Raw genomic sequence first — 24,394 nt, 5'->3', positions numbered from 1 at the left:
TAGCCCGGCCCGATCCGCTTAGTTGTCGTAGATGCGCTGACGGGCGCGTTCCAGTTTCGCCAGAATACGATCAGCATTGTCCGGCTTGACCATAAATTCCTGGAAACCTTCCATCGAAACTTTGGCCATTTCAGCCGGAGCATCGCGGTCCCAGAATTGAGCGACACCGCCGGGGCTGTTTGATGACAGCATTTGGAAGCCCTGCTGCAGGAACTTGTCGTCATCCACCGAAGACTGCGCGTTCACAGGCAGCTGACCTAGGTTTGCACCATTGTTGATCTCGGTTTGCTCGTCTGCCGAAACCACAAAGCGCAGGAACTCACGCGCGGCTTCTTTGTTGGACGCATTGGCCGGGATGTGGAACGTGTCTGTCGGAGCGTCTTCGGCCAATTCGACGTCGGGATTGATCGAAACGAACTGGTAGAAGTCCAGCTGATCATCCGTCAGACCGGCATCACGCAACGGCGCAACGGCGAAGTTGCCCATCAGGTAAGCAGCGGCTTCGCCATTGACCATAAAGGGCAGGGCCTCTTGCCAGCTATAGGTCTGATGGTTGTCGATGAACGCACCCATGTCGATCAGCTGTTTCCAGTTGGCGAAGGTCTGTTTGACTCGATCATCTTCCCAGCTGATTTCGCCATTGGCGAGTTGGTTGTGGAAGTCAAACCCGTTGGTGCGCATGTTCAGGTAGTCGAACCAGCCACCGGCGGTCCACAGGAACTTGGTGCCGATGGTATAGCAGGCGCGACCTGAATCGACGATCTTCTGGCAGTTGGACAGTTCTTCTTCCCAAGTCGTCGGTTCGCTCAGGCCCAGCTCATCAAAGATGTCTTTGCGATAGTAAACGCCCCACTGATAGTAGGTGTACGGTACACCCCACTGCTTGCCATCGATGGTCATCGCGCCTTTGGTCGAAGCCAGGTTCTCGGCAATTTCAGGCTCGGCCCACAGGTCTGATACGTCTTCAAACAGGCCTGCCTCAACATACGGCTTCATGCGATTGGCTGCGTACCAAGTGGCCACGTCCGGAGTATCGGCCGTGAGGAAATTGCGAATCTGCGTTTTATAAGCTTCGCGGTCGATCACGGTGGTTTCGATTTCCAAACCTGGATGCTGTTCCGCAAACCGCTCGATCATCGCTTCCATCGTCGCACGCGGCGCCGGGTTTGACGTGTCCAGGAAAATGCGCAGCTCTCCGGTCAGTTCCGCAGCTGCTGGCGCCGCCATTGCGACGCCAAGCGCCAGCGCAGCCGTTGTGCGCTTGAAAGTGGAATACATGGTCTCCTCCCTGTTGCTCCCATGTGAGGTTCCAAATATTGAAACCAAGTTTTATATATTGAAAACTACACATCGACTCGGTTAGTCTTGTCAAGACCCATCGAGAAGAAGCGATGGAAAACGGAGGAGAATGCAAGCCCGTGTCAGGTGATGGAACCATAGGCAAAGCATGTGACGTGCTGGATCACGTCGCGGCATTTCAACGCCCTGTGCGGTTTTCTGAACTGCTGGACAGCAGTGCCTTTCCCAAGGCAACGCTCTACCGGTTCCTTCAATCCCTGACGAATCAGGGAATGTTGTCTTACGACCCGGACAGACAAACCTATGCGCCTGGTATGAGGTTGGTTCGCCTTGCCCATGCCGCGTGGACTCAAAGCTCTCTGGCCCCAATAGCACGCCCATTCCTTGACGCGTTGAGCCGGGAAACAGGTGAAACTGTACATTTGGCGCAGCTCGACTCAGGCCAGGTTCTGTACGTCGACAAACGCAACGCTGCGCAGCCCATTGAGATGTATTCGCAAGCCGGCAAAGTCGGGCCCGCCTACTGCACCGGGGTTGGCAAGGCGATGATGGCGTTTTTGGGGGAGGAGGCGCTGAACAGGGTCCTTTCCCAACAAAGCTATCACCGCTTCACTGACAAGACCCTCACCTCGGAACAGGCGCTGCGCGACGACCTCGAACGGATACGCAACCGCGGGTTCGCTGTTGATGATGAAGAACACGAACCCGGTATCATCTGTATCGCCTGCCCGGTTCTGACGTCCAACAGTCGAATGCTGGGCGCGATTTCCGTGACAGGCTCGACGGAACGGATGGATTTCAAACAACTCGAAGCCTGGGTGCCGCGTCTACGCCGCGTGGCCGAACAGATCGGGGCCGAGGCGCAGGCATGGCGCTTTCCCGAAACGGACCCAAACCACAGCAATGACAGGATGCAAGCGACATGACGGGAGTAACTCTGAACCAGGCGATCAAGCGGTATGGTCAGACACAGGTCATTCACGGGATCGACCTGCAGATCGACGACGGTGAATTCTGCGTCTTTGTTGGCCCTTCTGGATGCGGCAAGTCCACCTTGCTGCGCATGATCGCCGGGCTTGAAGAAACGTCAGAAGGTCAGATTCACATAGGTGCGCGGGACGTCACGCATATGGACCCTGCAAAACGTGGGGTCGCGATGGTGTTTCAAACCTACGCGCTTTATCCGCACATGACGGTCGCCGAAAACATGGGGTTCGGCCTGCGCATGAACGGTGTTGCAAAACCCGAGATTGAAAAGAAGGTTCAGGAAGCATCGAACATTCTGAAGCTGGATCAATACCTCAAGCGCAAACCCAAGGCTCTGTCAGGGGGCCAACGGCAGAGGGTTGCAATCGGTCGGGCCATTGTTCGCGGGCCCGAGGTTTTTCTGTTCGATGAACCTTTGTCGAATCTCGACGCCGAATTGCGGGTCGAGATGCGGGTCGAAATCGCGCGTCTGCATCAGGAAATCGGCGCGACCATGATCTATGTGACCCACGATCAGGTCGAAGCAATGACCATGGCCGACAAGATCGTTGTTCTGCGCGATGGTCGAATCGAGCAGGTGGGTGCCCCGATGGATCTGTACCGCGATCCCGACAACCGATTTGTGGCCGGTTTCATTGGCTCACCCGCGATGAACTTTTTAGACTGCGACTATGCCGATGGGCACGTCACACATCCCGCACTGGCGCAACCGCTGCCGATTTCGGCAACGATTCCGGCCGGACAGGTAAAAGTTACTTTGGGGATGCGCCCGGAACATATTCAGATTGATCGCGCGGCAGACACTTGCACCGTGGACCTGACCGAAGCGCTTGGGGGCGTTTCCTACTCGTATCTCCTCACCCCAAATGGCGACAAGCTGATTGTCGAGGAACGGGATGATCAACGCAGCAAAACAGGCGAACGGATTGGTATCTCGATCCAACCTGACCGCGCTATGGTGTTCGACCCCGAAACAGGGCAGAGGTTTCGGTAATCCGCTGGACCTGGACCGAGAGTTTGGTTGCGCATGCGCAAAGTACCGCTGAATAGTGTTGCGTGCTTCAAAGCAGAGCAACTAATGGCGAACGTTTGGAACGTTTTGCCGTACGAAACTCACGACACTCAAATCTGACCCGTGGCAAAACGCGCGCCTGTAGGCGATTGATTCCAAGCCAAACCTGATTTAAGGGAAGCCCTGTCAAAACAGAGTCACCCAGGGGCGGTATCGTGATCGCGCCCCTCCCGCGCCGCGCTTTTGCGGCCCTTAACTCTTAGATCGCACGCCCCGAAAGGCTTAAAAAAGGTAAAAGAATATGGCAGATAAATCGAACTTCGACATATTGTATACCATTGTAGACGAAGCGCCCGAGCTGGCCAGCGCCTCGTTCCTGCCCATCATCCGCAAGTTCGCATCTGCTGCGGGCGTCAGCGTTGGCACCAAGGACATTTCACTGGCTGGGCGCATTCTGGCAACTTTCCCTGAGAAGCTGACAGATGCGCAGCGCATTACCGATGATCTCGCCGCGTTGGGTGACCTGGTGAAAACACCGGATGCCAATGTCATCAAGCTGCCGAATATCTCGGCCTCGGTTCCGCAGCTGGTTGCCGCCATCGAAGAGCTTCAGTCGCAAGGCTATGACATTCCTGCCTATCCTGAAGAACCGGCCACAGAAGAAGAAAAAGCAATCCGCGCGCGGTATGACGCGATCAAGGGCTCGGCCGTGAACCCGGTTCTGCGAGAGGGCAACAGCGACCGTCGAGCGGCGCGTGCGGTTAAGAACTATGCCCAGAAGAACCCCCATTCGATGGGTGAATGGGCTTCGGACAGCAAAACCAAAGTGTCGTCCATGACCGGCAACGACTTTTATGCCAACGAAAAGTCCGCGACCATTTCCGCTGCTCAGGCCGGCAACGCAAATATCGAGTTTGTCGGCAAAGACGGCAGCATCACCGTTCTGAAAGACGCCTGGCCGCTGGAAGAAGGCACTGTGGCCGACGCGACCTTCATGTCGGTCAAGGCTTTGTCTTCTTTCCTTGCCGACGCTATCGAGGACACCAAGAAAGACGGCACCATGTTCTCGCTGCACATGAAGGCGACGATGATGAAGGTCAGCGACCCGATCATCTTCGGCTATGCCGTCAAAGCGTGGCTGGCCCCGGTGTTTGAGCAATTTGGTGCCGAATTGGACGCACTGGGCGTGAACCCGAATTCGGGCCTGGGCGACCTGTTGGATCGTGTGAAAGACAACGCCGATGTCATGGCCGCCATCGATGCGATCAAAGGTGATCGTCCGTCGATGTACATGGTCGACTCGGATCGTGGTATCACCAACCTGCACGTGCCCTCAGACGTGATCATCGACGCCTCTATGCCTGCCGTGATCCGTGCAGGCGGCAAGGGTTGGGATGAGACAGGCGCCAAGGGTGACACCAATTGTGTGATCCCTGACCGCTGCTACGCGCCGGTCTATGACGAAACCATCAAGTTCTTCAAAGCCAACGGCGCGTTAAACCCAGCGACCGCAGGTGCAGTCGCTAACGTCGGCCTGATGGCACAGAAGGCCGAAGAATATGGCTCGCACCCGACCACGTTCCAAGCCCCTGCCGATGGTACGATCCGCATCGTTCTTGCGAATGGTGAAACGTTGCATAGCCACGAGGTCGAGGCCGGTGATATCTGGCGGTCTTGCACCGTCAAGAAAGCACCGATCGAGAACTGGATCCAACTGGCGATGGACCGTCAGCGCCTGACCGGGTCCGAGGCGATTTTCTGGCTGGATGCAAACCGCGCCCATGATGCCGAACTGATCAAATACGTCAAACCGGCGCTCGAGGCCGCTGGCGTTGCCGACAAGTTCCTGATCATGGCCCCGCGCGAAGCCACCCGTCAATCGCTGGAAACCATCACGGCTGGCAACGACTCGATTGCCATCACCGGCAACGTGCTGCGGGACTATCTGACCGATCTGTTCCCGATCCTCGAACTGGGTACTTCGGCCAAGATGCTGTCGATTGTGAAACTGATGAATGGCGGCGGATTGTTTGAAACCGGGGCAGGAGGGTCCGCTCCGAAGCATGTGCAGCAGTTGGTTGAGGAAAACCACCTGCGCTGGGACTCGATGGGTGAGTTCTGTGCGCTTGGTGAATCTCTGAACTTCCTTGCTGACAGCAAAGGCAACGCCAAGGCAGGTGTTCTGGGTGCTGCTGCCGAAGCTGCAACGCAGGGCATTCTGGACAACAACCGCTCGCCCAGCCGCAAAGTAGGCCAGCCGGACAACCGCGACAGCCACTATTGGTTCGCGCGCTACTGGGCAGAAGCTCTGGCAGCGCAATCCGATGATGCTGATCTGGCGGCGGAGTTTGTGCCCCTGGCCAAAGACCTAGCCGATAAGGAAGAAAAAATCTTGTCGGAACTGGCTGCGGCTCAGGGTGTTGCTGCGGATCTGGGCGGATACTACCACACCGATCCCGCCAAAACGGCCGCTGTAATGCGTCCAAGTGCGACACTGAACGCGATCATCGGGTAATCGGTACCGACAGAGCAGATGCACGTGCATCTACTCTGTAAGCTAAGAAAAGGGGCCAGCAGAGAGTGCGGCCCCTTAATTATTGTGACGACAGGTCATCGATAAACGTGCCGATTTAAGCAGAGGATCAACGACTTCATCTACGGTGCTGGACCGAATACGAAACTGCATTACAGTACTCCTGTATGAGATTTTAAGTACATTATTTCAGATGGTTACAAGAATACCTCATCCACCTACGGGATTCCCCCAATAGAAACTGGAATGAGCCTAAGTTACACCTGTGACAACAAAGAATTTCACTGGTGAGGCCCCTTGGGCTCTATCACTCACTCAGAAGATGACCAGCATTTGGGGTGCTGGTCATTTTGCTTTTCAAAGCCCAAAATCTCGAGATTAACCCTGACCAAACCAATCCTGTCAGATTCGCGTCAGCTGCGGCTGTGCGCGGTCGGTTGAGCAAGGGAATGTTTTGGAGTGCGCTGTAATTCAGCCGAAACGGCGTGCCTGCGGCTGTACAAGGGAAGACTGCATCCTGTTCGCACCTGATGCGGCCACACCTTCATATTGCAAGTAGGACATACGCCGCGCCTCTCGCCGTGCAAGGGCAAGAGACTGCATGATAAGGGCGCAAACAATGAACAACATCGATGCGACAAATCCCGACACGGCAACAACCAGCGACGGTATCCGGTCAACAAGACCGGTATCCAGAAACTCGCGGAAAACCGAAATAAAGACCAACAGCGAGGGTAAAAATGCCAACAAGGCCAAAGACAGGAAAAACGAGATTGGTTTTTCGTCTTTGATCAGCAGGCCAATCATCTTGAGTATGCGCCACCCGTCCGAAAAAGTGGCCAGTTTGGAATTCGAGTCCGGCAACCGTGAGAAATAGTGTGTTTCAACTTCACCAACCGGCATCCGCATCTGCATCGCATGCACGGTAAGCTCGGTTTCAATCTCGAAGCCATTCGAAACTGCAGGAAAACTTTTCACAAACCGTCTGCTGAATACCCGGTAGCCGGACAGCAAATCGTTGATTTTGCTTTTGAAGAAAAACTTCACGAGCCCGCTGAACACGGCGTTTCCAAATTTGTGGCCCGGGCGGTATGCGTCCGTTTCGTCGTTCACCCGCGCGCCGTTAACCATGTCCAGGTTCTTTGACACCAAAAGGTTGATCAGTTCCGGTGCAGCCGAGCTGTCGTAAGTCGCATCGCCATCCGCCATGACATAGACATCGGCGTCAACATCAGCAAACATTCTGCGCACAACGTTGCCTTTGCCCTGATACGGTTCTGAAAAGACCAGTGCACCGGCTTCTTCTGCAATCCTGACAGAGTCGTCCGTAGAATTGTTGTCAAAGACATAGATAACTGCATCCGGTAGGGCTGCGCGAAACTGCTTGACGGTTTCGCCGATGGCAATCGCCTCGTTATAGCATGGCAAGATCACGGCAATTTCCAAGTCCGGTCTGTTCACCGGTGTCACCGATCTTTTCCTGAGATCCAAGGCACCTTGTATCATGCGTGACCCATGCTCTTGCTATCCCATCAAGGGATTGATGATTGCGCTTCAGCCTTAGACTGAAATGCTGATGAGGCGATTATGCAGCAGATAAACGGCCAAAATTTGTCCTACGACAAAATCATGTACGCTCAGGCAAGAAAAAAGGGCCGGTGCGTAGACCGGCCCATAGTTTCAGCTGAACCGAGGGATCAGTTCGAAGCTGCGTTCAGTTTTGCATTTTGTTCACGCAGCGAGTCCGAAATAATCGCGTACCATTCACCGGACTCACGCATTTCGTTTAGGCCTTTGTTCATCATCGCAATATACTCGCGCGCGAACGGGTTTGTACGATGCGCCAGGAAACTCATCGACGACAGTGTCGAAACATATGGGTTTTCAATGATATCAGACGAGGTCAAGCCCATATCGTTCATCGTGGATGCGAATAGATCAACCTCGAACGCGGCCACATCAGCCGTGCCGGTCAAAACCGCATCCAGGCATTCACGCGCGGAATTCGGCTGGACGACAGTTGTATTCTCACGGTTCAAACCGACTTCTTCCAGAACAACCATGCTCCAACCTGCCATCCGGCAGATGGTGGAACCTTCAAGATCGCTGAAATCCGTAGCGCTTGCATACTGGCTTTCCGGCAGAGTAAAGAAGCCGCCGACAACGTCGTAGACTGGCACCGACGCAACAAACTGGGTACAACGCGCGGTTGTTTCGGCTGACCATTCGTATGTACGGTTTGTGCAATCCGGGACAGTCCAAGCGATAGAGATGTCAAACGCACCAAGTGGCAACAGGGTATCAAGGTGCGAGCTCCAGTCATCAACAAAACTGACCGAATAATCGCGTTGGTTACCCGCGCGTTGGAGGCTAGTGGTAGCCAGACGAGTCATGATGCCGCCACCGCTAAGATTCTCAGTTGTAAACGGTTCCCAGCCGTTACCGGCAACCATCTTGATCGGCGGAGCGTAGACGTTCGAACGCTTGACGCTGGCCGCCCGCTGTTCTTCTGCTGCGATGATTTCCTGCGCGGATTGGCCGTTTGGCAGGCTGCCATCTTCACAAGGCAATGCCAAAACCAAACCGGGCTCAAGTGCGTTCGGGTTGTTGATGATGTTGCGGTTCGCGTTGAAGATCGGCTGATAGTTCGAGGTGCCATAGGCTGCAATTGCAATGGTCGCCATCGTGTCACCATCTGCAACGGTGTAATTTGTACAGGCTTCTTGCGCCGCTGCTGCACCCGCACTCAGAGCCGTGACGGCACTCGCCGACATCGCCACTTTCTTAAGGTTGAATTCAAACATGTCCACGTCCTCCAGACTTAGTTTTGCCAGGCCAGTTGGGGCCTTATCCGTTTTCCATTTGATGCCGCAGAGCGGTCGACACGATGTCGCGCCATTCTCCGGATTGCTGCATGATTGCCAGACCCTGATTCAGCGTCTCAAGGATCGCTTCCCCGTCAGGATTATCTTTGTGGGTCATGACGTTAAGTGACTTGATTGCCGCCAGGTTCGGGTTTTCGATTATCCGGTGTTCGTATCCCAGCCGCGAGATCGCCTCGACCGCCAGATGCGCTTCGATTGCAACGATGTCCGCGCGACCTTCTATTACTGCGTGAAAGCAATCATCGGGCGAAACAGGGCGCAAAAGCTTGATGATCGGTTCATATAGGCTGACAGAATCCATGTGGGATGTTGACCAGCCTTCCGGGCGGCAAATCGTTGTACCTGCAAAGTCCGCATAGCTGAACGCTTGTTCATAGCCCGATCCGTCAAGCGCAAAGAATGTGTCCACAACTTCATAAAACGGGTTCGAGAAATTGTAGGTTTCACACCGTGTGCGATCGCTTTCGGACAAGGCTTCTGCCTCTTCGCAGTTTGGGCGCGACCAGGGGAAAGTGCCGTCGAAAGCCAGCGTGGGCATCAACAGGTCCAAATGTGATGACCAGTCGTTCACAAACTGGATCTTGTAGGATTGTTCCGGTGCGGCACGCAGCATGGCTGTTTCCACCAGGCTGGTGTAAAGACCCCGGTTGGGCAGCGCTTCATCGGTGAACGGTGCATAGTTCCCGCCCGTGATCAGCAAAAGCTGCCGGTCTCGGATTTCCGGACGCTCGCCGGTGTCGGCATTCCGGATCAAAGCGGCTGCCTCAGAACGGGCGGCCTCAATCTCTTCTTTGGCCGCGGCCCGTGCTGCAACAACTGCTTCTTCACTGGTTTTCTTTGCTTCCGCTTCAGCTGCTGCCACGCGGGCTTCTGCTTCGGCCACGGCTTTTTCGGCGCGCTCTTCGGCGGCCTTTACCAGTTCTGCAGCCATTTCCGCGGCTAGGCGTTCTGCCTCGGTATCGGCAAGGACAGGTGCACGACCTATATCCTCAAGACACGGTAGCTCAAGTACGTCGCCCACCCGGATGATGTTTGGGTTCGAGCCAATGACATCCCGGTTCGCATCGAAAATGATCCGAAAATCTTCGGTCGAATAAACTTCAATGGCTAACTCGCGCAGGCTGTCCCCGCGTTGGATTTCATAGCTGGTACAAGCCTCTTGCGCCGACGCTGCGCCGGTGGCGGCAGCAAGAGCAAGGCTGGATATGATGAGGTGTTTTTTCATGAGTCCTGTTGCTTTGCCTGTTTATGTTCTTGTGAGTTTCGCGACTGCGATGGACAGATTGTCCTGATCCGGGTCACCCTTGGCCTGAACGGCCAATTGCAACGCCTCGGCGATTTCCTGCGCCAGCGATTGTTTGTGCTTGCTCAGAACCGATTGAATTTCGGCATCGCTTAGATATTGCAAACCGTCACTGCCAAGGATCAGGATATCGTCCGGTGTCACGAGAATGGGTTGCTCGGGGCAATCCACTTTGGGAATGGCGCCCCCCATTATGACCGAGGTCAGCTGGTTGCGATCCATATCCTGTGCCTCTGATTCAGTGATCTCTCCCGCAGCGAGTTTCGCGTCGATCACGGGCGCCATAGAGTGGTCTTCATTTACCTGAGACAAAGCGCCTTCGCGGAACAGATAAAGAGGGCTGTCCCCGATGGAGATCCAGAACACGCGACGCCCCAAAAGAAGAACACCCAACATGGTCGAACCCATGTTGAAACCCTGTTCTTGCGCCTCGTTATGGTTAGCAATAGCAGCGTTTGCTTGCATGGCTGCCAAAGGAAGGGCATCAACTATGGATCCCTCATTCAGGGTTTCCGCTTCAAGTTCGGGGTCCAGGGCTTCACGCCAAGCCGAAATCACCAGCTCAGAAGCGACTTCGCCTGCATCGTGACCACCCATACCGTCTGCAATCACGACATAGCCCGCATCCGACGCGTCGAACATGCGCGCAGCAATGGCGTCTTCCTGCGTCTCTCGCTGACCCTGGTGCAGGATCAGCGCCACATCATATGCCGGAGTCGCCAGCATCTATCAGGAATCCCGCCAATCAAAACCTTCGTCGCAGAAGGCCGTAAACCGGATGGATGTTTCACTAATTCGGATCAGATCCCCGCTGGACAATGCCACGGTGCTGAGTACGGGCTTGCCGTTCAAGCGCACAAGGTTGGCCTTGCCGCCGTGACCCAAGTAGCACTTACGATCTTCCGGATCATAGGCAATAACCGCATGGTTTGAACGCGAGATGCCTGTGTCGCCGAAATCCAGCTGAATAGCCTGATCATCGTTACGACCGATCTGCATCAGGCCTTCTGTCAAAGTGATGCTGGCACCCCGACCTGGCCCCGCGGTGACAACCAGCCAGCCGACTGGGAATGTCTCTTGCGCTGCCTCAGTTTTGGCGACGGGTTCTGCGGTTTCGATCAACTCTTGCACATGGGTGTCTGCACGTTCGAAACCCAGGAAAGTTGTTTTGACACGCGAGCGGCGATCTTCCGCTGGTGCAGGGGCAGGTGCGGGCTCGGCAACCGGTTCAATCGCTGGTTCAACCTTTTCCGCTTCCTGAACCGGAGCCTCTGCAACCTCAACCAAAGCCTCTGAAACTTCGGCCGGGGCCTCCGCGACTTCGACTGGATCATCTTGCGCAGCTTCGGCAACTGGCGATTCAACCGCTTCGGGTGCGACGTTTTCCGAAACCTCTTCCACCGGTGTCGGTGCTGGGTCCTCGGCAACATGCAAAGTGATGATGTGTTCGTCTTCGAGGGCTGCCTCTTCTTCCAAAGGCTCAGCCGTCAGCAACTCTTCCGGCGCGTCGTGTTCGATTGCGGTATCTTCGACGAAAATGGAGTCCTCGACAGTCTCTTCGGTCGCGACCTCGTCGAATTCAGGCATCTTCTCTTCGGGGATCAGCTCATCCGTTTCCTCGTAAGACTCGGATGTCATGTTGCCGCCAGCCAGCGCCGCACGCAGAGCATTGAAGTCTGCAATCGGCTCTTGCTTTTCTTCTTCGACCGCAGGGGTTTCAACCGCGTCTGAGTTTTCTGCAACGTCTTCTTCTTTGGATTTGCCGGCACCTTCTAGAAGCCGGCTCAGAGGGCTTTTGTATTTGAACATGGTGTCGACACCTTCGATTTGGCGGCACGAATATCTTGTGCCGTAAGCTGCTACTTATCCCGCGCGCAAAAGCGCAGAGACACTCATTGGATACTCAAGGAAACTGGTACATTCTGCGGCGGGCCGGTTCCCGCCGGGGTGACAAACTGGATGCCACCCTCAGCAAACACACGCTGGCAGATCACAAACGAACCGGTCAGATTACTCCTGTGCAAGCTGCATGGTTGCAGCGGCTTCAGCACCGTTACGCAGGACGGTCAATTTCGCTTCGGGTCGGCCCTCAGAGACGAGTTCTGCAAGCATGGCATCCAGGCTTTCCGACCCGCCCAAGGCAATCCCCGACTGGCTTTCGCTCAGAAGCACATCGCCACGCTGCAGACCGCCTGCGTCACTGAATGGGGTCGCGTCCACCTTGGTTTGCCAGCCCTCACTGCCAGAACTGCTGACAGTAAAGGTAAATCCGTTCTTAAGTCCGACAGAACGCTCAACAGGCAAGGCAAGCAGACCGTTTTGCGCCCGGGTCTGACCAATTGGACGATAGCGGGCCGCGACGCGGGTATAACCGTCGGGATCAACGCTCAGCTTGTCCAGAACCTGTGCTGCAAGAGAAGCATCCTCGCGTATCGGCTTTCCGTTCAAAGTAAAGATCACGGCACCGCGTTGCACCCATTCGCCGATCACACTCATGTCCTGATTGGGATCGAGACCAGTTATAGCGATGGTCGCACCGGTTGAGGCGCGGCGACGAGATGTCTGGAAGGGGATTTCCACATCCCAATGCGCAAAGGACACCTGTTGCTCTGCCGGAACGGCACTTGACGTGGCGACCTCGGGTTCAAATTCTGTAACCGCAGGGTCCTGCGCCTCAGCCTTGGCCACTTCAGGGGCTGTGGGCTCTGGGGTTGCAGTCGCAGTTTCTGCCACAGCAGTCTCTGCAGGCTCAGTTTGTACCTGCTCGACAGGCTCTTCTGCGACTGGTGTTGGATCAGGCGACGGCGCGGAGGCGACTTCGGTTTCCTGTTCTTCCGAAACAGAGCTTGGTGCTTCTACCGCTGTTGCCGGGACATCTGCCGTTTCCACCTCTGCCGCGGTTTGCGTAGCTGGTGCTTCAACCTGTTCTTCGGTTTTGTTGCCAGACATTGCAAAGTAACCGCCAGCCGCCAATGCGACTGCAACCACAGCCGCGCCGGCAATCAGCCTACCACTGCCGCCAGAACCGCTTTGAACCACAGTATCGACGGCGACAGGAGCTTCTTCCTTCGCGACGATCTTGGCCAGGTCTTCGTTCCTTTTGTCATCGTTTCCAACAACAATATCCGGGTTGCCCGCCAAAAGTGCGGTCACAACGGCCTCGGCGTTTTCGCTTTCGGCCTTGATCCGTGCCTTTTCTTCTTCTTTGTCCTTGCGGTCCATGCCCACAATCACCGAGACAGGGCGATAGGCAAATGTATCAAACATCACGCCCGGACCGCGGAACATGCGCAACCAATCCAGCGCAGTCTGCAAACGATCTGTGGTGTGAACTTCCATGGCCTTGTCAATCGCCTCGAGGAACCCTTCAGGATATCCTTCGAAGCGGCCCGCAAGCGGGGTGTACGGATCATCCTGCCCGTTGTTGAAGGCATTCAACCGGCTTTGGCCGTCGACCGGGCGTTCGCCACTAATGGCGTGGTACAACGTTGCCGCCAGAACATAGAGATCACTGCTTGGCCCCTGTTCCGCACCCCGGACATAAAACTCGTGTGGGGAATACCCGTCTTTGATGACACGCAGGGTCAGCAGAGCCGCAGATTTGTTGGCCGCCTGCTCACGCGCCGCACCAAAGTCGATCAGGACAGGGTCGTCGTTCTCGTCGATCAGGATGTTGTCCGGCGAAATGTCACGATGCAACATCCCGCTTTGGTGGATGAACGAAACCGCCGACAACATCTTTTCCGTGACTTGCACGATAAAGTCAGGGCCTGCATCGTTTTCAGGATTCTCAACATAATCCAGAAGATCGCAACCGCGGATCAAGTCCATCGCGATATAGGCGGTGTCGTTGTCTTCAAACACCTGATGAACATCGACGATATTCGGGTGCACCAGCCGCGCATGATTGCGGGCTTCCTGAATAAACAGATCAATGATGGCGCGCAGGTCTTCCTTGTAGGACGGATCGTTGGGTTCAACGAGATCGCCATTGCGACGACACAAGGCACTGGGGAAGCATTCCTTGATCACCACGTCGCGCTCCAGGCTGTCGCGCGCAAGATAGGTGATGCCGAATCCTCCGTTGCTCAGAAAGCGGAGGATCTCATACTGACCGCGCAGTAGTTTTGCGCCCGGTTGCAATCCTTCGATTTTTGGTTCGTCGTGCGTTGCACCGACAGCCTGGTTGTGGCTCATTTTAATCCGCCCGTTCTACTCGTTTTTTGCGGCTAAATTTAACAGGGCCAACAGCCCACGAACTCACAACCAAAAACAACCGCAGGACACTTAAGAACGGTTAGACGTTTCAAATTTGACTTTATTGGGGCCGCCTGATGGCTTCACTATGGATCGTTCTCTTGATCATAGCACATGTAGTTTCCCACGCGCCCTTAACACTGCATATTGATAAATTGGGTAGAGGTAATGAAAACGCACACCCCTAAAAACGCAGGTTGGTCTACGAATTCGAAACAATAAAGGGCCGATTCCTTGGCCCTTCGAATCGCTAAACTGCACTCAATCTTAACGAGAGATTATCAGGTCCCGGTTTTGGATTGAGCTGCGGCGACCGTGCTACCAGCCCATGCAAGGTTGTCACCCAGCTGCACCAATATGCTGATTGCGTCCTTCAGGGGCGCATCGCCACTTTCGAACTGCAACAGCAAAAGCAGGTCGGTGGCCTTTTCAAACTCTGCTGGAATCCAGTCTGCATCCGGGTCAATCTCGCCACCTTGCTCCAGTCTTTCTGCAAAGTCTTCGACGATTTCCTGGCAACTTTGCAGGAACGAAACTGGCTCTATATCCGAGGACTCGCGCAGATCCTCATAGATGCTTGCAATTGCCGCCAGCCAGTCTTCGAGAATGGGGTTGTTCAAAGGCGGTAGGGCAGAGCCCAGCGTGGATTGCATCGCTGCTGCATCGGGAGGTGTCGGTTCTGAGTCCGGTCCCTGGAGCGCTTCGAGGAATGGCAGAAATTCCTGTTGCAAGTCCTTTCGAGCCGCGTCCAGATCGCTGCGACGTCGGCTGGACGCTACGTTCAGAACTTGTTCGGCAAGGTTCTGACCACCGCACGTCTCCCACAAGGTAAAATCAGGCTCCGGCTCCTGAGCCATGGCCTTCACTGCCAAAGGAGTGCCGATCGGAACTACTTCGCAGAACATCTCGTCCTTTTCTTTGTTAAGCCGAGACAAAACGCGGTCCAATGATCCTTGCACGTGCGGCAGATCAGCGTGAGTCACAGCCAGCAGACTGTTGGCGCGCAATTCAGGTGGCACTTTGGACCACAAGTAGCGCTCTGTCTCACGCCATGCGTTTGTCCCGTTTGAACACCAGATTGCGCAGTCGACGAACTTCAGCAAGTCCAGGGTCTTTTTATAGGTATCGTCCAAAGCACCTGAGCCGGGAAGGTCAAACAGTGAGATTTCCTTCAGTGCAGGCGTGTTGATCCCCACCGAAATAAAATCCGGCTCATCCGCCGCGGCTTTTTCCAGTGCTATTCCAGAGTAGGTCTTGGGTTCTTTGTCCCACCAACCCACGGTCGTCTCGGGCGTTTCCGCGAAGGCCACAATGACAAGTGGCAGTTTCAGATGCTGAGGACCGGTGGGAAGAATATCTGCACCGGCCAGCATGTTAGCAAGGCTTGATTTACCTGCACCAAACTCCCCGGCAAACCCGATATTGACCGCATTGGACAACCGCTCGGCGTGGGCCAAAGCCCGCGCGCGCATGTCCTCCAACTTGTCATCAGACGACAGTTTTTCAGTCGCGGTCAGAAAACGCTCCAGTTGGCGCACTTCCTGTTCGGTTCCGGGAAATTCTATCATTCCGCTGCCTCTGCTTGTCGTTCGTCCGCATGGCCGGTTCCAAAGACACTTTCAAGGTCCGAAGCAATGCGGCGCGCTCGGTCGAATGCAACTTGTGCTTCGGCCTGAGCATTCAATTCACCCGCGCCCGAGCGGTGTTCGAAATGACCCGCCAACAGGGCCACATAATGATCCAAAACTGTATTTAACCGTTCCAGCAAGTTGTCACGCGTGGTGTCGATCAAATCGTCACCAATCAACTCGAACTCTTGCACAATCATCCGTTCCGCTCGTGTTACAACGCTGTTGCGCGAGATCAGACGCGACAACCAGTTTACACGCAATTCAACCGTAATTCCACGGGTGAGCGCAGTGGTGTCAGGTCGGAACCACCGAACAGCGCTGGTGTTCATGCGATTGTCGACCGGTTCTTGCCAGCCCGGCAAAGCGCGCAAAGCTGCGTTGCATTGCATGTCGACCGCATAAAGCTCACTCAGCATGCGCTGGCGCACTACTTGAGAAGCGCCTTGTACCAGTTCCCGCATGTGTTCGCGCAAAGGGGTAAAGTTCAACTCGGTCGCACCACCTTTGGCCAGCAGGGGTGATTGACCGTTGGGCCCACGCACTACGCCCGAGACGGATTCAGCAACTGTATCATCCATCACGCCACGTAGATTGGAAAGGACATCATCCATGTCCCGAGTGATTTCCTGTGTCTTATCTGCTATCAGTTTGCGCAGCTCACCAAAGGATTTGTCACTGTCACCTGCGCTGCGCGCATCGGAACTATTTTCATCTTGTAGCGCCCGCAGATGAACCTGAGACCGCTCAAGCTCACCGCGTGCGAAACTGTCAAGATGCTGCCAGGCCATCCGAAGCTGTTCGTCAATGGGCCCGTTTGTCAAAGCCTTGGTAACATGCCTGCGTAGATCTGGCAGACCTGAAGCAATCATTGCGGCAAAACGCAAAACAGCCTCGCGACTGATGGGGCCAGGGCCTTGTTTGATCTCGGCCACGCCGTTCAGGTATTGCTTCATCTGTTCCGGATGCGCGCGCAGCCACGCCAAAACATCGTCATGGTTCACACCGGTTTCATCACCGGTCAGCGCATAATGCGCCCATTGAGCGCTGCCCATCAGAACGTCGATGTCCGCATTGCCGAGGGCCTTTTCCAACCCGTCCAGAACATCCAAACGCACTTTGGCCGCGTCCTCGGGGCCGCCGCCCAACTCATCAACGCGGTTGATGAAAACAACGATCTGACCAAGCTCAAGCGCTTGCATCAGCCGGAACAGTTTTAGATCCGCGCGCGACAATGCCTGATGTGCGGACAGAACCACCACGAAGAAATCTGATTCCTTCAGGTATTGGCGCGAAATCTCTTCGCGGATCAGCAGGGGGTCATTGACCCCAGGAGTGTCCGTAACGGTTAGAGGAAACGGGAAATGCCCGATGTCGAAATAAACTTCGGCCTTGCGGGTAATATCGCTGTACAGTCCACGATCACTGCCTGGATCTACGTTGCCATCTTCGCCAGGATCATCCCCTGCGCACACATAGCGCGCAAGATCGTCCGAGTTCAGTTCTTCAAGATCGTGATGTTGCCCCAACAGCTGCTCATAGCTGTCGCCCAAACGCAGGCGCGCCCGGGTCTTCATAGCTTCGACCTGCTCTTCGATCATCTCGCGCTTATAGCTGTCCTCGTCATCGGGGAACATATTGCGCAGCTCTTCACCTTCGGCGATCAGAGATTGCCACTGGTGATTGTCAAAGAAATGGAACTCGGCCCCCTCAGTCCGACCAGAGGGATGCCCGAAATGCATGTCGGTGATTACCGTGGTCCATGGGTTGACGTCCGACGGCAGGTATTCAGCCTGCCCGGTAAACCCGTTGATCAAACGGGATTTCCCAGCCTTGATCTGCCCCACAAAAGCGATTGACGGCTTCAGGCTTGCCAGATCTCCGATGATACGCGAAATGAAATGGCGCGTTTCATCATTGCTGGTTTCATGCATATCTTCTGCGATGCGTATAAGCTCGCGGCGATTTGTTTCACTCATTACTCACTACCTTGGTCACACAAAAAAGGATTGAATTAATCGAAAATTTGAATCCTACAGGGACAATCATTCCTTAGTCCCCTGTAAAGAAGTCCACAGATTAACAACTGCCCCCAGCTTACGCGCGTCGTGGGCGGCAACAGCTATTTGACCACTATCGCTCAGCACTGCCAGTCCAGCGCCTTTCCCGCCAGACGGCCGTATGACGATAAGTTGGGGACCGTCGAACTCGTCCTGGGTATCGTTATCCCAACCCGCAAGATCGGTTGCAAAACGGGCCAAAACGTCCGGACCGGGATGCATGCCTTGCGACGGCTGGCAAGACCCTTCGTAGGCCAGGCCGGTCTTGTCCGCGCTGTCGATCAACACGCGGCCTGATGCAAAGCGGCCCGCACCGTCAAAAAAGCGCTGCGCAAGCTCTGTTGAAGGATCAACATTCATTGCAAGTGCAGGGTCGTCGTCTGTCGACGGTTCTAAATCCGGCACAACGGACACAATCGGTTCTGTGGACAAGTCAATGGCAGCGCAAGCGCTCTCGATTTCACTATAAGTCAAACCCACATCATCCGCCTCGAGATCCGAGTCCGGTTTACCTGACTTCAGCTCAAGCGGGGTAGGGGCGGTTGCAATCTCTGACACCAACTGAGCCAGCTTTTCGACCAGTTCGCCGCGACTTTCCGTTTCGAAATCCGGCGTTGGTCCGCTCGGCACCTGGAAGATATCCGTGACCCGCGAACTATTCACCTCGATCGCCAGACACATCCCATTGGCGGCCGTGAAGTCCAGCCGACGGGGCAGAATAGTGCCGCGAATGCTGCGCAAGACTGCCGCGCGCCGTGCCGCAGCCGAGTCCGCTGCAATTGTCACAGCAGGTGACAACCGCGCAACCGAGGACCGCCCGATATCCTCAAGCATGTCCAGAATGTCTGTGTCCATCATACCGTGACCCCCTCTGGTCCCGTTCAAACTGCGGCCGCAACCGACCCCAGGCTGAGATGTGATTTTGTCAATGCCAAACCGACATTTGCGCTATTGCGGCAAATGTAGCAGACCACATGGTCCGGATATTCTTTCGTCCGCAAGAAAATGTTCAGACGATCTTTTGAAAACACGGCGATTTCCCCAAATCCTGTGTTCTGCGCCTCATCATCGCCACCAGCGTCACGCAACAACGCCTCAAACGCGGCAACCCCGCGTCCTTGAAAGAGATTAGCAACCGCAATCGACAAATTGTCCAAAGATTCCGTGCATTCCGGTTCCGAAACGCTGCTCCCCAGCAGCATCCCGGTTTCCATATCGATATACCCGGCTGCAATGCAGTCGGGTATTGTTTCGATCGCTGTGCTTAAGGCGTTTTGGATGGACATCTAAGTTATTGTTTTCAATTGAAGGTTGCCGGTCATATCGATTCTGGTGACACTACAACACGTGCCATTCTGCAGCGCTGTTTTCCTTTGCTTTCGGAATGGAATGCAATGTCTCCTTTGAGTGCTTTTCACTTTTTTCTATGGCGATTTGGTCAAACTCTGCCAAAAACGCCTTGAACACGTTCTTCAGGCCATCCGCATCGTCAGGCAGATCTTCGCTGTCCGCAATTTCACGCCACATATCCGATGCACTCAAGGGCGAGCCATCCGCATCCTCAGGCCGTTCTCCGAGTACTGAGATGTTAGGCTCGATGGCATCCACCTGATCGGTCAGAGCAGCTTCGATCAGCCCGCTGGTCTCGGGTTCTGGTTCATAATCGTCGGCACTGCCGTTGGGCTGCGCTGCCATCAACGCCGCAATGGAAGAAACCGAAACCTCAATTCCACGATCTTCGGAGTTATCAGACTCGTCGACCGCGTCTTCCGCAGGTTGCGTGTTAGACGGTGCGTCCCGCAGAGTCGTGTTAAGAGATGCAAGGACATCCTCGGAGGCCTCAATCTCAAGGGCTGCACCACCGGTCTCTTCAACTTCGATGCTGTTGTCGGCCAAATCCTCAAGCTCGTCATCAAGGTCGGTACCATCTGACAAGTCAAATTCATCAACGCTGCCGTCAAGTCCGGCGACATTGGTCAGCTCCAACGGATCGTTAGACGTGTCCTTGAAGAAAGCGCGCAGATCATCACTTGTGTCGGGTTCCGCTGATGTCGGTTCTGGGTCCGAGACCATTTCAGCGCGCAGACGCTCGGCCTCTTCCGCATTGATCCGCACCCGTTCAGCTTCATCCGAGCGCCGCTCTACACGGGCGGGGCGGACGGGAAAGCTGGTGACGACCGCGGCGCCATCGTGCTCGGGCCGCGCTTCTTCTTCCACAGGGTTGACCAACCTTAAAGGTGCGGCTTCGGCCTGAGTCTCGCTGTCGGATTTCCGAGCCGGGCGCACCGGCTGCACCTTGGATGCGTCCGAGGGGCTTTTGTCGATCTGATACCGGGCCAGCTGATCGGCACGTTTGTCCATAATCTGCTCAGTGATCTCCAGGAAGCTGTCGATCATCTTTCCGCCACCGCTGCGAGACCACATCTCAGCATCACCGGTTTTGTCGCGGGCAACAATCGCATCCCGAGCGGAAAACAGAATAGAACGATTGAACAGGTGACCTGCCTCACGATTCACGCGACGCAAAACCTTTTGACGGTCCTTGAGGTTCAGCGCGTCCGCGCGAGTGATCAAAAGCAGCGAGTTGTTTTGCAAACGTTCAGGCAGTGATACCCATGTCGCACGCTCAGTCTCGCGCCAGGCTTGGGTCGCGTGTGTACACCACAATACCCCATTGGCCTGACCGACGGCCCGTTGCCAGACATCCGTCGAGATTTTAGGATCCGAGATACCGGGCGTGTCAATCAGATCGACGGCCTCAAGAATATCGGCTTTCAGAAATACCCGAATGAATTGCGCGTCGTTGACGCCCACGGATTCCAGATCGTCCAGTTCGATAACCTCGACCGAGCCGTCATGGCGCTTGATATAGGGTGAGCGATCACCCCAGCTGAACCAGACTGGCGGCAGTTGGGTTGCGGTAACCTGCGTGGGCAAGGTCTGCGTTCGTAGCAGAAAATTCATCAACGTAGACTTACCGGCACTGAATTCGCCCATCAGGGCGAAAACAGGCTTACGGCGGGACCACTGCTCGATACGTTCCCATGTCTTCGGTGAAACAAAGCGTGATTGTGTATCTTTTGCCATTTTTCTACTTATGCCGCTTCGTTGCTTAGATCTTTTAGGATGTCACCCAGAATCTCATCTTTGGATTTCTGGGGCTGCAAACCCGCCATGGCCGCTGCAGTTTGACCTGCGTTTTTATCGGCCGTCGACGAAATGCTCAGCAGAGTTTCCTTCTGCTCGCGCATAAAGTCTGTCAGGGTTGCGCGGACGTTTTCCAGCACCGCGGCAATCTGGTTTTCCTCGATATCTTTAGTGATCGAGTTGGCCTCGGATGCAATCAGACGTGTGTAGTCCGCAGCGTAGGCTTCAAAGCCTTTGCGCCTTTGCCACCATCGCCGCCACCAGGTGCTTTGCAGATCCAGAGCAATGGTCCGACCGATGCCAAGAGGCGGCGGGACGCGGGGCACAATGGGTGCTTCAATGCTGAACTCGCCCAGATGGTTGCCCAATATCTTTTGGTACAACGCCTCGACATCTGCCGCAGCGGTTCCATACAACGCTCCAGCATCCTTACGCATTGCGCGAGCAAAGCTGAAATAAGCTGCCTTTTGCAGTGTGCGTAACCCAGCCGGGTCGTATTGCCATGTACCTTGTTCGCCGTTCTTCTCAAGATGGGCGATCAAAGAATCCGTTGCCCGTTTGACAAAGTTGGCTTCGGCTGCGCTTAGACGTTCCAACACCTTGTCACGCAGGGCATTTGTCAGCTCGGCCGCTTTCTTTTCATATTCCGCTGCCACGGTGTTGATTGCATCTTCAGGCGATACACCTTCCAAATCCCTCGAAATGCCTTCACCGTCGGACAAGTTCTTTGCAACTGCTGTGGCACGGATTTGGCTGGCGATGTTGCGCGCGCGATGACGCACACGATCCATCAACCGCGCTCCGGCCCCTTCAGCAATGCGCTCATTGATGGCCAAAAGCAGATCGGGCAGGCCGGACAAGGCCCAAATCTTATCCAGTGAAGGTGCCTGATCCCCGAACCCAGCGGCCAGGTAGAACGTGTTCAGTGCCTCACGCGACTCTTCGGTCAGAATGTCCGGGTTTCCGGTCAAGGCTGCTTCGGCCCACAAAGCACTGCCAAACACGACGCTGGTATTGGTGTCGATGTTGTTCTGCTTCAGCGTATCCTGAATGCGGTCGCGGATTTCAGGCACTTGATTGACTGGATCTGAAAGTTCATCGATGCGGTTGACGAACAGGACAATCTGGCGGTTCTCAAACTGCGCAATAATGCGCATCAAAGCCATGTCCATGGTGGTTAGCGCCTGACTTGCGGCCAGAACGACGACACAAACCTCAGACCCTCGCAGACTGCGCAGAGTGATTTGTTCGCGCACCATGAATGTGTCGTTCACACCGGGTGTGTCGCAGAGCTTGAGCGCGATCGGATATTGCGGGATGTCCATGTACAGCTCAGCTGACTTCGTGACATCAGCAAACCGTCCGGTTTTTGGATCGATATCCGGATCGTCTTCGTCGCCCAAGCAAACATAGCGTTGGATCAATTCCTCATCGAAATGATCATACTGATGGCTCTGACCAAGAATCAGGTCGAAATGCTTGCCCAAACGCTCTTCGGATTTGGCTTTCATGTCACCGATCTGGCGGCGGATGTCGTCCATCTCGTCATCCGCACCCGCTCGGTTCGCCAATTCGCCCAAACGACCGCCGCCGACCATCAGGTTGTCCCATTCTTCCTGCTCAAAGAATGTGAACTTGGCTTTGGTGTCGCCTGGCGGACGCGTGTTGATGTTCAAGGTCGTGACAACCGACGTCCAAGGGTTGACGTCTGAGGGTAACAGGGCAGGGCGCCCGGCCAGAATATTAACAATCGACGACTTGCCTGCCTTGACCTGGCCCACCATCGTGATGCTGGCGGTGAAATTTTCCATTCGCGTCTTGAGGGTGGCCAGCCGCGCCGAGGAGCGCGCATCTGCCACCTCAGTCAATTGATCGATCTGCGCCGTCAGCGACGACATAGCAGAGGTCATCGGAGCCAATGCCTCGTTGCCGACAGACAAAAGGTGATCGTTGCGCGCCATGCTTAACCTCCGGTTCCCGTAGCAGCAATCTGGGGTTCGTGCGACACGCGCCCCGTAGGTAGGCCTGTCAATGTGTCAATACGTGCGATCAAATCCAGCGCGTTGCCCAGAATCTCGGCTTCGGCACGTGGGGTAATTGTTTCGTAGGCTTTGGAATCCGCCAGCACTTCGATAGAGCTGAAGCGATCACCGTTCTCAAGTCGCGCCACGCGGCGCCCTGTCGGGAAACCCAGAGATTTCGCCGCCGGCAAAGGCATCCGGGCGTTTGCCAGCAGATAATGTTCACCTGAATGGGTGCGCAACGAAATACCAAAGCCCGTATTTGGATAGTCCCGGTTCAGAGTTTTGAGTTCGCCAAGAAAGCTCTCGCGAGCGAAAAAGACAGCGTCTTGCTCGGCGGCAACGGAGGAATTCAGATCGGTCACAGCAGAAAACCTTGTACTGGAGTTGAGCAGAAAACTCGTACCGGTGCCAAATTGGCGAAAAAGACTCATTAACTCCTTGCAACCAAGAAGAACCTTCAAGGCGGTCTTAATTTGACGCGAATAAGATTTTTTGGCGGTTGAAATGTGGCGGCAACATGGCAGAGCCAACCTAAGAATGCCTCAACCTTTGCGAGTATATTGCTCTCAACCAGTTGGTGCAGTCGCTTCTGCCGACCATTTTGCAGGGTTGGCTTGTCGACTGTGAACTGCCGTTCAGTAATTAATTGAAAATACTAATTTATTGGATGAGCATGTGGCCGAGCGCTCGATTTTTGCGGTGCCAGATACGCTAGTCATGGGTGTGTTTTATCCTACTTCGACATCCGAAAACCACAACGTACTTGCGGAAGACTGAGCGTCTTCTCAACGTAAGCGCGTTCGCATTGCGAATTGATCGGAGTGCCCCATTCACCGCAAACTTGTGGAAGCTTTGCTTTGAAAAATGCCGATGTCTGGTCGAGTCAACCGCACGCGATCAACCCTCATCAAGGTATATGTCTTCCGAACCAACGACGCGTTTCACGCAGGCCAGAACCGATAATCCCTATCAGTTCCATTCAAGTGAACAAACTTGCTGTTTCGTAAATTTTACCTCTCGCACTCGGCATCAAGCTTTGTTAAGAGCGCAGCAGTACGGCGCTGAAGCGCATGGTTGCGGGTGTGGCGAAATTGGTAGACGCACCAGATTTAGGTTCTGGCGCCGCAAGGCGTGGGGGTTCAAGTCCCTCCACCCGCACCAAATTTAACATAATCATGATTATACCACGCATATACATTCAAGGGGCACATTCTAAACTCGGTTGCGACAAATCCCCTATCTTGCTGAAAAGCAAGGAG

Annotated in this window: 17 protein-coding genes and 1 tRNA gene; 4 read left to right on the top strand and 14 right to left on the bottom strand. The window is 54.9% G+C overall.

Going from position 1 to position 24,394, the window contains the following annotated elements:
• Positions 1-18 precede the first annotated feature (18 nt).
• Positions 19-1,278: an ABC transporter substrate-binding protein gene (locus GS632_RS07365; RefSeq protein WP_171176996.1), complete on the bottom strand. Its 1,260-nt coding sequence runs from the start codon at positions 1,276-1,278 to the stop codon at positions 19-21.
• 140 nt (positions 1,279-1,418) lie between these two features.
• On the opposite strand from GS632_RS07365, the gene GS632_RS07360 reads away from it, so the two are divergent.
• The 3 genes from GS632_RS07360 to GS632_RS07350 all read left to right on the top strand — a co-directional run bounded on the left by GS632_RS07360 (position 1,419) and on the right by GS632_RS07350 (position 5,813).
• Positions 1,419-2,225 (top strand): IclR family transcriptional regulator, encoded by an 807-nt coding sequence (locus GS632_RS07360; protein ID WP_171177301.1) that lies wholly within the window; start codon positions 1,419-1,421, stop codon positions 2,223-2,225.
• The gene (locus GS632_RS07355) at positions 2,222-3,280 is read left to right on the top strand and encodes an ABC transporter ATP-binding protein (RefSeq protein ID WP_171176998.1); all 1,059 of its coding nucleotides are present in this window, start codon (positions 2,222-2,224) and stop codon (positions 3,278-3,280) included. The genes GS632_RS07360 and GS632_RS07355 overlap by 4 nt, the downstream gene beginning before the upstream one ends.
• 319 nt (positions 3,281-3,599) lie before the next feature.
• Complete coding sequence (locus tag GS632_RS07350; protein ID WP_171177000.1) at positions 3,600-5,813, top strand: NADP-dependent isocitrate dehydrogenase; 2,214 nt, start codon at positions 3,600-3,602, stop codon at positions 5,811-5,813.
• Positions 5,814-6,302: 489 nt separating this feature from the next.
• On the opposite strand, the gene GS632_RS07345 is transcribed toward GS632_RS07350, so the two are convergent.
• From GS632_RS07345 to GS632_RS07285, 13 genes are all read right to left on the bottom strand, one after another.
• Positions 6,303-7,292: a glycosyltransferase family 2 protein gene (locus tag GS632_RS07345; protein ID WP_348540078.1), complete on the bottom strand. Its 990-nt coding sequence runs from the start codon at positions 7,290-7,292 to the stop codon at positions 6,303-6,305.
• Positions 7,293-7,528: 236 nt separating this feature from the next.
• The gene (locus GS632_RS07340) at positions 7,529-8,635 is read right to left on the bottom strand and encodes a transporter substrate-binding domain-containing protein (RefSeq protein ID WP_171177005.1); all 1,107 of its coding nucleotides are present in this window, start codon (positions 8,633-8,635) and stop codon (positions 7,529-7,531) included.
• A gap of 43 nt (positions 8,636-8,678) precedes the next feature.
• On the bottom strand, positions 8,679-9,941 hold the full coding sequence (locus tag GS632_RS07335) for a transporter substrate-binding domain-containing protein (RefSeq protein ID WP_171235141.1): 1,263 nt from the start codon (positions 9,939-9,941) through the stop codon (positions 8,679-8,681).
• Positions 9,942-9,962: 21 nt separating this feature from the next.
• Entirely contained in the window at positions 9,963-10,745 is a 783-nt protein-coding gene (locus GS632_RS07330; protein ID WP_171177009.1) for a PP2C family serine/threonine-protein phosphatase, read from the bottom strand.
• A gap of 3 nt (positions 10,746-10,748) precedes the next feature.
• Positions 10,749-11,828: an FHA domain-containing protein gene (locus GS632_RS07325; RefSeq protein ID WP_171721330.1), complete on the bottom strand. Its 1,080-nt coding sequence runs from the start codon at positions 11,826-11,828 to the stop codon at positions 10,749-10,751.
• A 201-nt stretch (positions 11,829-12,029) separates the two neighbouring features.
• Positions 12,030-14,216: a serine/threonine-protein kinase gene (locus GS632_RS07320; protein ID WP_171721331.1), complete on the bottom strand. Its 2,187-nt coding sequence runs from the start codon at positions 14,214-14,216 to the stop codon at positions 12,030-12,032.
• 341 nt (positions 14,217-14,557) lie between these two features.
• Positions 14,558-15,844 carry a dynamin family protein gene (locus GS632_RS07315; protein ID WP_171721332.1) on the bottom strand — a complete coding sequence of 429 codons (1,287 nt, stop codon included), beginning with the start codon at positions 15,842-15,844 and terminating at the stop codon, positions 14,558-14,560.
• Positions 15,841-17,883 (bottom strand): dynamin family protein, encoded by a 2,043-nt coding sequence (locus tag GS632_RS07310; RefSeq protein ID WP_171177017.1) that lies wholly within the window; start codon positions 17,881-17,883, stop codon positions 15,841-15,843. The genes GS632_RS07315 and GS632_RS07310 overlap by 4 nt, the downstream gene beginning before the upstream one ends.
• A 66-nt stretch (positions 17,884-17,949) precedes the next feature.
• A complete protein-coding gene (locus tag GS632_RS07305; protein WP_171177019.1) occupies positions 17,950-18,822 on the bottom strand; it encodes a hypothetical protein in 873 nt (290 codons plus the stop codon).
• A gap of 23 nt (positions 18,823-18,845) precedes the next feature.
• Positions 18,846-19,250 carry a hypothetical protein gene (locus GS632_RS07300; protein WP_171177021.1) on the bottom strand — a complete coding sequence of 135 codons (405 nt, stop codon included), beginning with the start codon at positions 19,248-19,250 and terminating at the stop codon, positions 18,846-18,848.
• Positions 19,251-19,302: 52 nt separating this feature from the next.
• On the bottom strand, positions 19,303-21,051 hold the full coding sequence (locus tag GS632_RS07295) for a dynamin family protein (protein WP_171721333.1): 1,749 nt from the start codon (positions 21,049-21,051) through the stop codon (positions 19,303-19,305).
• Positions 21,052-21,059: 8 nt separating this feature from the next.
• Complete coding sequence (locus tag GS632_RS07290) at positions 21,060-23,072, bottom strand: dynamin family protein (RefSeq protein WP_171235135.1); 2,013 nt, start codon at positions 23,070-23,072, stop codon at positions 21,060-21,062.
• 2 nt (positions 23,073-23,074) lie between these two features.
• Entirely contained in the window at positions 23,075-23,497 is a 423-nt protein-coding gene (locus GS632_RS07285) for a hypothetical protein (protein WP_171177033.1), read from the bottom strand.
• A gap of 714 nt (positions 23,498-24,211) precedes the next feature.
• Here GS632_RS07285 and GS632_RS07280 point away from each other — a divergent pair.
• Positions 24,212-24,296, top strand: a tRNA-Leu gene (locus GS632_RS07280).
• Positions 24,297-24,394: the final 98 nt, after the last annotated feature.

The sequence above is a fragment of the Ruegeria sp. HKCCD7296 genome (assembly GCF_013110775.1).
Classification (GTDB): Bacteria; Pseudomonadota; Alphaproteobacteria; order Rhodobacterales; family Rhodobacteraceae; genus Ruegeria.
Note: the sequence above shows the minus strand (reverse complement) of the source record. Positions and strands in the feature narration are given on the sequence as shown.